The organism is Bradyrhizobium sp. USDA 4353, from assembly GCF_054063215.1.
Genome location: NZ_JBSSGB010000001.1, coordinates 787363 through 798665, shown reverse-complemented (window position 1 = coordinate 798665; position 11303 = coordinate 787363). Strand labels below are relative to the sequence as shown.

Annotated in this window: 10 protein-coding genes and 2 pseudogenes; 3 read left to right on the top strand and 9 right to left on the bottom strand. The window is 67.2% G+C overall.

The window, feature by feature from the left end:
• Positions 1–7: 7 nt before the first annotated feature.
• The 7 genes and pseudogenes from ACVILH_RS03625 to ACVILH_RS03595 all read right to left on the bottom strand — a co-directional run.
• Positions 8–979 (bottom strand): S1C family serine protease, encoded by a 972-nt coding sequence (locus tag ACVILH_RS03625; protein WP_456711655.1) that lies wholly within the window; start codon positions 977–979, stop codon positions 8–10.
• A 173-nt stretch (positions 980–1152) separates the two neighbouring features.
• Positions 1153–1458 carry a hypothetical protein gene (locus tag ACVILH_RS03620; RefSeq protein WP_456711654.1) on the bottom strand — a complete coding sequence of 102 codons (306 nt, stop codon included), beginning with the start codon at positions 1456–1458 and terminating at the stop codon, positions 1153–1155.
• A complete protein-coding gene (locus ACVILH_RS03615; RefSeq protein ID WP_456711653.1) occupies positions 1442–2545 on the bottom strand; it encodes a hypothetical protein in 1104 nt (367 codons plus the stop codon). Before ACVILH_RS03615 ends, ACVILH_RS03620 begins: the two co-directional genes overlap by 17 nt.
• Positions 2542–2982 carry a DUF4383 domain-containing protein gene (locus ACVILH_RS03610; RefSeq protein WP_456711652.1) on the bottom strand — a complete coding sequence of 147 codons (441 nt, stop codon included), beginning with the start codon at positions 2980–2982 and terminating at the stop codon, positions 2542–2544. Before ACVILH_RS03610 ends, ACVILH_RS03615 begins: the two co-directional genes overlap by 4 nt.
• Positions 2979–4424 (bottom strand): FAD-binding oxidoreductase, encoded by a 1446-nt coding sequence (locus ACVILH_RS03605; RefSeq protein WP_456711651.1) that lies wholly within the window; start codon positions 4422–4424, stop codon positions 2979–2981. The genes ACVILH_RS03610 and ACVILH_RS03605 overlap by 4 nt, the downstream gene beginning before the upstream one ends.
• A gap of 69 nt (positions 4425–4493) precedes the next feature.
• A complete protein-coding gene (locus ACVILH_RS03600) occupies positions 4494–6011 on the bottom strand; it encodes an AMP-binding protein (RefSeq protein ID WP_456711650.1) in 1518 nt (505 codons plus the stop codon).
• 68 nt (positions 6012–6079) lie between these two features.
• A pseudogene (locus ACVILH_RS03595) lies at positions 6080–6322 on the bottom strand (helix-turn-helix domain-containing protein); the annotation flags it as partial.
• Between the two features lie 56 nt (positions 6323–6378).
• Between ACVILH_RS03595 and ACVILH_RS03590 the strand changes: the two are divergent.
• Complete coding sequence (locus ACVILH_RS03590) at positions 6379–6684, top strand: hypothetical protein (protein ID WP_456711649.1); 306 nt, start codon at positions 6379–6381, stop codon at positions 6682–6684.
• A gap of 123 nt (positions 6685–6807) precedes the next feature.
• On the opposite strand, the gene ACVILH_RS03585 is transcribed toward ACVILH_RS03590, so the two are convergent.
• Entirely contained in the window at positions 6808–6978 is a 171-nt protein-coding gene (locus ACVILH_RS03585; protein WP_006611732.1) for a Flp family type IVb pilin, read from the bottom strand.
• A gap of 238 nt (positions 6979–7216) precedes the next feature.
• A pseudogene (locus ACVILH_RS03580) lies at positions 7217–7789 on the bottom strand (GNAT family N-acetyltransferase).
• A gap of 331 nt (positions 7790–8120) precedes the next feature.
• On the opposite strand from ACVILH_RS03580, the gene ACVILH_RS03575 reads away from it, so the two are divergent.
• A complete protein-coding gene (locus tag ACVILH_RS03575; protein ID WP_456711648.1) occupies positions 8121–9551 on the top strand; it encodes a hypothetical protein in 1431 nt (476 codons plus the stop codon).
• A gap of 486 nt (positions 9552–10037) precedes the next feature.
• On the top strand, positions 10038–11303 hold the full coding sequence (locus ACVILH_RS03570) for a hypothetical protein (protein WP_456711647.1): 1266 nt from the start codon (positions 10038–10040) through the stop codon (positions 11301–11303).

Below are 11303 nucleotides of genomic sequence, written 5' to 3'. Positions count from 1 at the left end.
CGCCGCCTCAGTGCAGCCGGGGCGCCTTCAACAGCTTGGCGCGATCGGTCGACGCCACCGTGACGTCGAAGGTGACGCCCTCATGGTGCACGGTCAGCGGCACGTCGACGCCGGCATCGCCGAGCGACCAGAGCTTGCGGTAGAACTCGCTCTGGGTCGTGACCTTGTCGCCATTGATGCCGAGGATGATGTCGCCGGCCTTCAGCTCGGCGCGCGCGGCCGGGCCGTTGTTGGAGACGCCGATCACCACGACGCGGTCGTCGACCTCGGTCGCGTACATGCCGAGCCAGGGCCGGGCCGGCTTGTTGACGCGGCCGAAGCGGCGGAGATCGTCGATGATCGGCCTCAACAGATCGATCGGCACGATCATGTTGACGTGCTCGGCCTTGCTGTCGCGCTCACGCTCGAGCTGCAGCGAGCCGATGCCGATCAGCTCGCCCTTGGGCGAGAGCAGGCCGGTGCCGCCCCAATTGGGATGCGCCGGATGGGTGAAGATCGCCTCGTCGAGCAGATACTCCCAATAGCCGGCGAATTCCTGCTTGGCGATGATCTGGCTGGCGACCGAGCGCGTCCGGCCGCCAGCGCCGCCGAGCACGACCTGGTCGCCGATCTTGGTCGCCGCCGAGGAGCCGAGCGGAAGCGCCGGCAGATCGAGATGCCCGAGCGCCTGCACCAGGCCGAAGCCGGTCGCGAAATCGAACCCGAGCACATGGCCTTCGACCACGCGCCCATCATTGAGGTGCAGCCAGACCGATTCAGCCTCGGTGATGAGGTAGCCGATGGTGAGCACCAGCCCGTCATCGATCACAACCGCATTGCCGGCGCGCTCGGTGCCGAGCGTCTCCGCGCTGAAGGCATCCGGCGGGATGATCGAATGCAGACCCACGATCGACGACAGCGCGTGGTCGAGATCATATTGATAGTCTTCGGCGCGAGGCTGGAAGGCGAACGGCACTTTCCATTCGGTCAAAGAAGGCATTTCTTTCTCCTGCTCTGCCGATGCCCCCCGGGGGGACTTCGACCAAGCTTGCTTCGTATCGCGTGATTGTCGCGTCTTGGCCGCAGCGTCAACGCGAGCTTAACATCTTTGGCCGCGGGCGCCAGTTCCGCCGCTCCGCTGCCGTGCCGGGAGAAACGACGCTCTCGCGCCGATCATCCGCGACCGCAACCCTTGGACATCATGGGCCAGACGAACCATGCCCCGGCCGCATAGAGCTCGCCCACCGTCGTCGTACCGGTGCGCGCCGAGACATGGAAACGCCCGGCATCGAGCAAGGCTCCATCGCGGGCGACGACCGCCGGAATCATCCGGTCGGCCGGTCCGAAGACGACGACGGCCTCGGGCTTGACCACCAGCGCCAGCGCCGCCATGCCCGCGAACCACGCGAGGGCAACGACCAGCACCCCTTGCACGTGAAGGGTGCGCGCTGGAGACAGCCTGTCAATAGTCGTACGCATGCTCGAAATCATAGCCGGCGGCTTCGAAGCGGGTGACGTCCTGAACCAGCGAGCGGATCGGGACGTCGACGCCGATGCGGCGCGCGCCGGGGCGGGACTGGATCGGGACACTGAATATAGGCAGTCCCTCGAAGGCTGCCAGCCGCCCATCGCCGGGAGGCACGACGATGGTCACCAGGATACGGTGGTTGCCGGCGACCTCGGCCAGGGCCGTACCGGGATGGCGCCGGAGCTCCTTCACGAAGGCGTCGAACCTGGCGTAGCGCTCGGTCTGCACCAGCACGCCCCTCGTGCCCTTGGCGTCGGTCACCTCGCGGATCACCTTCACGCCGGGGATGGCTGCCAGCTCGGCGGCGGGCAGGCCGGTCACGACGCTCTGGATCGACAGGATTGCGGGATCGTAGCCGGCGGCATAGCCGATGACCGCCGCATAGGCCGCGCGCCCGGCATATTGCAGGCTGAGCGAGAACCGTCGCTCCACCGAGCGCAGCGAGGGCACGAACGGCGTGTCGCGCCAGAGCTGCTCGAGCTTCGCCCAGAACGGATAGCGATACCAGCGCGTCTGATAGAGGAACGCGGCGTAGTCCTTCAGCAGCGCCAGGTTGAAGGCGTCCTCGGCGGTCTTGACGCCGTCGGTCGTTTCCTCCGTGAGCGCACCCAAGCTCCGTTCATAGGCGCCTTGCAGCGCCATCTCGGCGGTGAAGCTGAAGCCGATGATGTAGTTCGTCAGCTTCTGATCGGATGTCGCGGGCCCGGATCCATCGGCCTGCCGCGTCGCGCGGCACAGGCTGCGCCAGAAGCCGGCGATGCTCGAAAGATAGTGAAAGTCGGATTCCGATTTCTGCCCGGTGACGCCGGCGAGATCGCTATAGGCGTGGACGATGTACCATTCGGGGAAGGTCAGGAAGCTGTCGCCCTGGGATCTCGCATAGCCGGGATCGGTGATGCCGAACTGCGAGGTCACCACGGGCGTGGGCACGTCGGCGGTGCAGACCGTCTCGACGGTGATCACCGTCGTCGTGATGCCGATCGCCGCGGCGGCGACGATCGCGCCGGCGAGAGAGAGGATCTTGCGACGCAGGCTCATGCAAGCGCGGGCCTCGCGCCCCGGGGTGACCAGCCGACGGCGATGCCGATAGCGCCGAGCGCGAGATGCGGCAGGCTGGAGAGCACTTTCACCAGCCAAGAATTGTTGCGGATGCCGTCGATGATGATGGAGAGATCGAGATAGCCGGAGCCGGTGAGCACGCCCATCACGCCGTCAAGGAAATACAGCGTGCCGAACACGCGCAGGAAGAAGACGGCGCTGCGGCGCGACAGCATCGCGGCCAAGGCCCACAGGCCGGAGGCGACGTGCAGCGCGTCCTTGTAGATGTCGAGCTGGAACAGGCCGAACACACGGCCTTCAGCATCGATGAAGGCGGGGATGTAGTCGGTCGCGGCCGCGAACAGCAGCGCTACGGCGAGCGCGAGGGCGGCGATGCGATAGCGGTCGAATGCGAAGCCGTCGGCTGATGTCGTCATGCGAAATAGGCGTCCCACATCGCGTTGCGGAACAGAAGGTTCGGATCATAGTGCCGCTTGGCGGCGACGAAGCGCGCCACTGCCGGATAGGCCTTTTCGACCTGGTCGCGGCGCGCGTGCAGACGATAGGGCAGATAGAACGCGCCGCCAATCGCGGTGACCAGGTCGATCAGCGCCTCGGTCGTGCGCAGCATGTCGATCTCGCCTTCGGGCGAGGTGACCTGCGAGAACGACATCACGGCTGCGATCCGGCGCACCGGCGCGATGGTCAGCGCGGGCGTCTTGTCCTCGGCGACGTAGCGCAGCGTGACATTGAGGAATTCGGCGCGCGCCTTCGGAATGATCTCGCGGCAGGCGGTGAGGAACTCGCCGAACCGCTCCGGCGCCACGAAATATTCGTGCAGGATATCCGTGCGGTGCATGTCCTTCTGCGCGAGATTCGCGACCGGCTCCGCCATCAGCGAGTTGCGCGTGTAGCGGCTATCGGAGATGGCGGGGCCGAGCCGCGTCTCCATGAACCAGCGCAGGCCCTTGGCGACCTCCCAGCCGGTCTGGGCGCGGTAGATCGTGTTGGCGACGCCGGTCAGCTTGCCCGAGCTCGCCACAGCCGGCAGGGTCGCGGGCGCATCGGCTGCGGGGCGGAAGGTGACGAGCAGCGCATCGTCGAAGAACGCCTTGCGCGACACCGACATGCGGCCATAGGCCATCTTCACGTTGGGATCGCCATCGATGCTCTGCGTGAACTTCTCCGCGAAGGTCTCCGGCGCCATCCGCTCGAAGCGCGGCTCGAGCAGGAGGTTCGGCACCATCTCGACCTCGAGATCGACGATGATCCCGAACAGCCCATAGCCGCCCATGGCGAGCCCGAACAGCTCGGCATTCTCGGTGCGTGAGCACTGCACCAGGGTGCCGTCGGCGAGTAGCATGCGGATGGATTTCACCGTCGAGCCGAACGGGCCGTAGGGCACCGGCCAACCATGCGCGTTGACGCTGAACGTGCTGCCGACGCCGAAATCGCTGTTGGACTGCATCACTGCCGGCGAGAAGCCCTTGGTGTCGAGCGTGGCGATGACGTCCGACCAGCGATTGCCGGCGGCGGTGCGGTAGGTCCGTGCCGCCGTGTCGAGCTCGATCGCGCCGCCGTCGAGCGTGATGGCGGTGCCGTCGCGCGGCAGGCTCTGGCCGCCCATCGAATGCCGGGCGACGGCGGCCGCGACAGGGCGTTTCGCAGCGGCTGCTTCCTTCAGCTCGGCGCGCAGCCGCGCGATCAAATCGTCGGTCGCGGGCTTGGAGATCACGACATGCTTGGCGACCGGCGTCGGGTTCAGCCGGCTGGCATCGTTGAGGATGGTGCGCAGCTCGGCCCGCGCCCGTGGAATCCGCGCCAAGGGCAGCGCCGCCACCGTGGCTGCGGTGCCGAGAAACCGTCGTCGTGAAATCATGGCGCGATCACTCCTACCATCTTCGGAGTCTACGCCAGCGCCGTAAACGTTCGAAAAATTGTCGTCCCCTCAGTCGGCCGCGGGGCGCGCGCGGATCGGCATCAGACGGAAGTCGCGGCCCTCCTTGAGCCAGGCGGCGCGCTCGTCGCGCAGCAGGGTCCGGCGCACCTTGCCGGAATCGTCGCGCAGCATGGTGTCGACCAGCTCATAGCTTTCCGGATGCTTGTAGCGGCTCAGCCGATCGGCCAGGAACGTCCCCATGCCGTCGACGATGGCCTGGGCGTCCTTCGCGCGGTCGATCTCGACGATCGCATGCACGCGCTGGCCGAGCTCGGGATCGGGCAGGCCGACCACGACGCAGGAGCGGATGTCGGGATGCGCCATCAGCGCCGCCTCGACCTCGGCCGGATAGATGTTGGCGCCGCCGCGCAAGACCATGTCGGCCAGGCGGTCGCCGAGATAGAGATAGCCGTCGGCATCGAGCCGCCCGATGTCGCCGAGCGATTCCCAGCCGTCGGCGCGCCGCTTCGGCTCGGCGCCGAGATAGTGATAGGTGCTGCCGACGCCGTCCGCGGGCAGGAAGTAGATCTCGCCGCTTTCGCCCGGCGCGACGTCGTTGCCGTCGGGGCCCAGAATGCGCAAGCCGCAGGTCTCGTCGATCTTGCCGACCGAGCCCTTGTGCTGCAGCCATTCGGTGCCGGAGATGATGGTGCGGCCCTGCCGCTCGGTGCCGCCATAGAGCTCATAGACGCGCTCAGGCCCGAGCCACTCGATCCATTTCTCCTTCAGCCATGCCGGCATCGGCGCGGCCATGTGGAACACGATTCTGAGGCTCGACACATCGTAGCTGTTGCGCACGGCGTCCGGCAGCGCCCAGATCCGATGCATCATCGTCGGCACGAAATTGACCCATTGGATGCGCTGCGCCTGGATCAGCCGCAGCGTCTCCTCGGCGTCGAACTTCACCATGCCCGTCAAGCTGCCGCCGGCGAACAGCGCGTAGTGCGAGACGATGAAGGGGGCGTTGTGATAGAGCGGGCCGGGATTGAGCAGCGATGCGCCCTTCGGGATTCCGAGCGGTGGCTCCGCCGCGGTGTCGGTGACGGCCGGCTGATGATCGAGGATCACCTTGGGCCGCCCGGTCGAGCCTCCCGAGGTCATCGCCTTCCAATAGCGCGACACCGGGGCTGTGAGCGGCTCGTCGGAAAATCCTTCCGGCGAGAAATCAGCCGGCAGCGCATTCGGCGCATTCCAATCGGCCTCGCCGCCGACCACCAGTGACGGCTTTAGGATCTCCAGCACCGCGGCGGCTTCGCCACGCGGCAAGCGCCATGACAATGACGTCGGCGTCGCGCCGCATTTCCACACGGCAAAGCTGGTCTCGAACAGCGCATTGCCGTTAGGCAGGCCGATGGCGACGAAGTCGCCGGGCTTGACGCCCTTGGCGGCGAAGGCGCGGGCGCGCGCATTGGCGCGGCGCTCGAGCTGCTCCCAGGTCAGCGCGTCCGTTCCATGCTGGATCGCGATGCTGTCTTTGGGTTTGCGCTCGGCGTACCAGCGCGGCACGTCCGCCATCGGGATCAGCATCAGGTCCTCCGCATCGTCAGGCGCTTCGTTGGCGCCATTCTTGGCTCAGCAGCTCAGCGCCGCTGATGTCAGTGATGCGAGGAGTTTTGCCTCAACTGCGCAGGGGCGTCCATACGCGCACGCCGCAGGGTTTCGGATGGCAGTTCTGCGAAATGGCGCTTGTAGTCGAGCGAGAGCTGACTGAAGTGCCAGAAGCCGTGGCGCACGGCAACGTCGTAAATTCCGTCGCGCGGATCGCGCGACGCCTTGAGGTCTCGCCGCACGCGATTGAGGCGCACCGCGCGCCAATAAGCGAGAGGACTGGTACCGAGCTGACCCGCATTCGTTCAGGCACAATCATGCGTGCAAGCCCGAGGATTTCCCGATCATGCCAGTGGAGCATGCCGGCTTCTTCGCCGCCAATGCCGGCTTCGACATTCCGGCGGAGCGGAATGCGAGCAGCGTGTTGAGCGCGGAGGGGACGTTCGGCCGAGTCAATGATGCGCCCGTGCGCTGTATCGAGGAGCGCTACTCCTGCGCCCAGACCTGCACGTCCTGCGCCGCCATCTGCCGTCTCTGCGCGGAGCAGTGCGAGACACACGCCGGCATGCACGCGCATTGCCGGATCTGTGCCGAATCCTGCCGGCGCTGCATGAGCGCCTGTGAGGAGGCCGGGCGCAGCATGGCGCATTGAGCCGCGAGCCCTCTTGTCGACGCGCGCAAAAGCAAAAGGCCGGGCTTGAGAGCCCGGCCCGTCCGACCATGGCGACCGGATTGCTCCAGCCCTGAGAACGCCATTTCCAGACAATTCGATGGATCAGCCACCATTCAGCTTTGTCGTCAGCGTCGTGAAGATGCCCTCGAGGGTCAGTCCGAGCTTGTTGAGAATGGTGATGATCGCGAGCGCGATGCCCGCGGCGATCAGCCCGTATTCGATGGCGGTTGCGCCGGATTCGTCTTCGTAAAATTTGAGAAGCAATGCCTTCATTCATCCCCTCCGCAATGCGCCGTTTCTCGGCTACCGGGTGATGCCCGCGAAACTACGGAGTGGAACCTAAGGTAGTGTGAACGATGCTCCTCCAAGTGTCTCGACTTCGCAGAAACTGGCAGAATTCACAGTTGTGACGAGTTCCTCTGCACGCAAAGGAACTCAGTCGGGCACGCCTCCAACGCGTAGTGCTTGCGCGTAGGTTGTAGATGTCATTGCGGAGGCGTAGCGCTGTGGTTCAGGCGGGAGCGGCGCGATCGGGCCGGCCTTGCAGCCACGTCTCTCGCCGCACCACCCATTGCTCGGATCGCGTCTCGCCATTGTGGTGCGCCAGCGTGATGAAGCCAGTGAACTCCGCGCCGGTCTTCTGCTTGACCCGGCGCGAGGCGACGTTGCTCGCGACGTTGCAGACCGTGAACTGATCGAGGCCGAGGGGGCCGAAGGCGAAGTCGTTCACGGCTGCGATCGCCTCGCTCATCAGCTCGCGATTCCAATAGGGCTCGGCAAGCTAGAAGCCGCGGTGGCCTTTGACGGACTCCATCCGCGGCCGGAAGTGGATGTTGCCGATAGCCTCGCCGTCACCGTCGCGCAGCACCAGCACCCATTGATAGATCTCCTCGCCGGCCGCGATCCTGTCGAGCTGCAACTTGACGAAGGTCTCCGCGCCGTCGGGCGGATAGGGCCACGGCACGGTGGCCGCGAGATTGCGAACGATGTTCCAATTGTCGAAATGGCGCTGGATCGCGGGAGCGTCCCGGAGCGCCAGCGGACGCAGGATCAGGCGGGCTGTATGCAACGTGGGCGTGAGCATGCCGGATGGTGCCGTTAACCACGGCTGCGGGCAAGCGGCATATGCGTCCGGCCAAGTCATGTCCATGTCATTGATATTACGGCCATCCGGTCGCCGTTAAGGTTACGGATTTGTTTCGTTCCGGCAATGGAACCAAATGGCTTCACAACGCTGCATTGCAGTGCATTAATCGAACACACGCAATTGCAGGGATGCAGCGTGTGTACAACCGCCAGCGGTATCATAGGCGGGACGGGCCCAGGGTTGCGCCCGATGAGGTGTTGGAATGAATCGCGGGACGGCGGGACATCGGTCGCGTGGGTCGCAGGCGCAGCGTGCGTTCGATCCACACATGTGGCGCACACGGCAATTGAGCCGGCCAATCCCGTTTTACGGCTCGGAGCTGTTTCAGCTCGGCTGTCCGCCGCTGGCCTCCTTCATCGCCGCCTTTCTCGGCTGCCTGATGACCCTGCATCTCAGCGCCTCCGGCCTCTCGCCGTCGGTCGCCTCGGCGGCCGCCGCACTGCTGTTGTGCGCCTCGCTGATCCTGACGCGGACGGCGGACCTGGTGCCCGGCACGTTCTTCTCGTCGGCCTATGGCGGCAGCTTCGTCGGCATGACCCCGGTGGCGCTGTTGAATGCGAGCGTAATCCGCGCCGGCCTGCCGCTCGATGCGGCCTTCGTTCTGCTCGCGCTGTTCTGTGGCCTGATGTTCTGTCTCGCCTGTGCGCTCGACCTCTGGCTGCGCGGCGGGCTGGCGCGCGGCTATGGCGGACGGCTCGGCGCGCTCGCGGCCGTCGCCTCCTTCCTGTTCGTCGGCCTGGCGCCGATGCTCGGACCCGATGGCGAGCTGTTTCCGATCGCACGCCGGCCGATGCCGGAGCTCGGCTTCGTCGCCGCCGCGATCACCTTCCTGCTGTGCACGGTGGGCATGCTGGCGACGCTGGCGGCGCTGCGCTGGGCGCCGATCGCGGGATCGCGGCGCGCGGTGCGCATCTTCGTCGCTGCAACGGTGGCGTTCGCCGGCCTGGTCCTGCTGCTGCAAGTCGTCCCCGGCAACGCCCCCGAGCTCGACGCTTATTATGCCGGCTGCTTCCTCGGCATGTCGTCGTCGCGCCGGCTGCGCAGCCTGCTGCAGGCGATGGCGGCGGCCGTCCTGCTCGCGGCGCTGCTGATGCTCACCGCGCCGATCCTGCCTGCGGTCGGCGGCAGCCTCGGCTATGTCGCCTTCGTCTCGGTGTTGTTCGTCGACGCCGGCGCGCGGCTGTTCATCGAAGCCGGAGAATCGCCGCGCCAGACCATGATCGCGTGGACGCGAGGTCTTCTCGCCGCGCTGGCCATCGCCGCGGTGCTGCTATCGAGCGAGCTGCTGTTCGAGCAGCCGCGCGTGACGCCGGCCGCTTCACCGCTGTCGGTGGCGCCGTCCGCGCGGCAGTCGCCACCGGTCGACGACGCGAGAGGAGAGGGCGGTCAGCCCGAGTCGCCGCGGGCCGACGCCGGCGTGCCGGAGCTTCCGATGCAGATCCTGCGGCCGGATGGCGGAGAGCCGCTCCCGCGCCGGTCCGGCGAGCCCAACGCCGCCGCGCCTCTGCCAATGTCCTCGGAGCCGCAGCGGCGGGTCGTCCGCTATGGCCAGGCGGGTGCGGTGCCGGCGATGCTGCCCAAGCGCAGCCAGGCGCGCGTGGTCCCGCGCGTGGCCCCGCGGCCGCGCATCATGGCGCGCCAGGATGTGCAGCCTCCGCCCGAGTGGACGCCCGATCCGTCCACATTCGCGGGGCCGTGACGGCAGCCCGCAAGCCTTTTTGCGGCGATAACGCGCCGCGGCCACACGGCTGCTCGTGTTTCGCCATGTTTTCACGTCATCGTGCACAAAGCGGTGCTGAGGGGTCTCGTCCGGCGGTGACGGCGAGATCGGGGGCCCCGGTCGATCCACACGGGGGGTGGTTCGTTGATGCAGCAGGCTTCCGAGTCCGCGCCATGTTATTCCGAGCCATGTGATTCCACGCCATGGCGAACAGGCCTGCCGGTCCTGTTCGAGCCGCGTCCGCAAGCGCGGCGCTTCGATCTTTCAGTCGCCATCCTGGTGTCCTTCCTGGGCGCCTGTCTCGGCTGTTTCGCGACGCTGCATCTAAGCGCGTTGGGCTTGCCGCCCGCGCTCGCCTCGGCGGCGGTGACGGTCGTGCTGTGCGCCGGCCTGGTCATTGCGTCTCCCGGCAATCTCGCCGCGATCACATTCTCGTCTTCAGTCTATGGCGGCAGCTTCAGCGGCATGACGCCGATCGCACAGCTCAGCGAAAGCGTCGCTCGCACCGGACTGCCGCAGGAGGCGTCGCTTTATCTGCTGTCGATCTTCTGTGGCCTGCTGTTCGGTCTCTTCACCTCGATCGAAATCCGGCGGCGCATCGTGCTGCTGGAAGGCTACGGCGGACGATTGGGCGTGCTGGCGGCGTTCGGATCGCTGCTATTCGTCACGCTCGGGCCGTCGCTCGCCGGGCAAGGCGACACGCTGCATCTCGGACACCTCACTCAATTCGACCAGGAGCTTGACGGCTCGCTCGCGATCCTGGCGGCGTGTCTCGCCGGCACGTTCCTGACCCTTTTCATCCAGCGGCTTCCCCATGTCGCCGACGCGGGGCGGGCAGCACGCACCTTCGTCTCGGCCACGCTGGCGTTTGCCGGAATGGCGATCATCCAGGCGCTTTGGCCCGACCAGCGCTGTCTGGTCGACGCCTATTACGCAGGGTGCTTCCTCGGCATGTCCTCGCCGCAGCGGCTGTCCGGAGCGCTGCAGCCGATCGTGGCCGCGCTGACCCTCGCAGTTGTTCTGGTGCAGGCGTCGACGGTTCTGCCGATGGTCGGCGGCAGCCTCGGCCTTGCGGCCTTCATCGCGGTCGCCGCTGTCGACCTGGCTAGGCGCGCCGGCAACGCGCTGCCGGCCCCGGCCCTGTCCATGAAGGTCGGGCTCGGTCCGAGCCTGGCCGTCGCCTTGGCGGTGGCGGGGTGTCTGCTGCCGAGCCATCTGTTCTTCGGGCTGGCCGACGATGCCACCGACGCATCGCGCGAAGCGGCTGCGGTCCTTGCCCCGGCCCTCGTGACCTTGCCTGACGAGCCGATCGTGAACGCAGCCGCGCCGGAAGCGGCATCGCCAGCGGTCGCTCCCGCCGCCGAACCCGGGCCGGTGCTCCTTGTCGGGGCGCAGGCCGAGCCCGTCGTGCCGGAGATCGCTCCGCGCGTGGAGACGCCTGCGGAGGTCACGCCCGCGCCGGCGCCGCGTGCCGAGCCGCTGCGCATCCAGCGCGCGAAGCGAGCCGGCGCGGGATCTCCGTCATCTCCGGCCAATGCGGGGCCGTGGGGCATCATCCGGGCGGGAGAGCTGGGGCGGACCGGCGCGGTTGGTGCCCGGCCGCGCGCAAAGCCCGCCCCCGTCCGCAGCGTTGACGCGGCGTCCGCCGCGCCGCAGCCCGCGGCGCGCGCTCAGCCTCAGAGCGCGCCGAAGCGGACGGCGCGGGCGGTTGCGACAGCCGCCCCTGAATGA

Bases quoted from the DNA above. Each gene is read 5' to 3' on its own strand.
- ACVILH_RS03625 (WP_456711655.1), bottom strand. From the start codon at position 979: ATGCCTTCTTTGACCGAATGGAAAGTGCCGTTCGCCTTCCAGCCTCGC.
- ACVILH_RS03620 (WP_456711654.1), bottom strand. From the start codon at position 1,458: ATGCGTACGACTATTGACAGGCTGTCTCCAGCGCGCACCCTTCACGTG.
- ACVILH_RS03615 (WP_456711653.1), bottom strand. From the start codon at position 2,545: ATGAGCCTGCGTCGCAAGATCCTCTCTCTCGCCGGCGCGATCGTCGCC.
- ACVILH_RS03610 (WP_456711652.1), bottom strand. From the start codon at position 2,982: ATGACGACATCAGCCGACGGCTTCGCATTCGACCGCTATCGCATCGCC.
- ACVILH_RS03605 (WP_456711651.1), bottom strand. From the start codon at position 4,424: ATGATTTCACGACGACGGTTTCTCGGCACCGCAGCCACGGTGGCGGCG.
- ACVILH_RS03600 (WP_456711650.1), bottom strand. From the start codon at position 6,011: ATGCTGATCCCGATGGCGGACGTGCCGCGCTGGTACGCCGAGCGCAAA.
- ACVILH_RS03590 (WP_456711649.1), top strand. From the start codon at position 6,379: ATGCCAGTGGAGCATGCCGGCTTCTTCGCCGCCAATGCCGGCTTCGAC.
- ACVILH_RS03585 (WP_006611732.1), bottom strand. From the start codon at position 6,978: ATGAAGGCATTGCTTCTCAAATTTTACGAAGACGAATCCGGCGCAACC.
- ACVILH_RS03575 (WP_456711648.1), top strand. From the start codon at position 8,121: ATGTGGCGCACACGGCAATTGAGCCGGCCAATCCCGTTTTACGGCTCG.
- ACVILH_RS03570 (WP_456711647.1), top strand. From the start codon at position 10,038: ATGACGCCGATCGCACAGCTCAGCGAAAGCGTCGCTCGCACCGGACTG.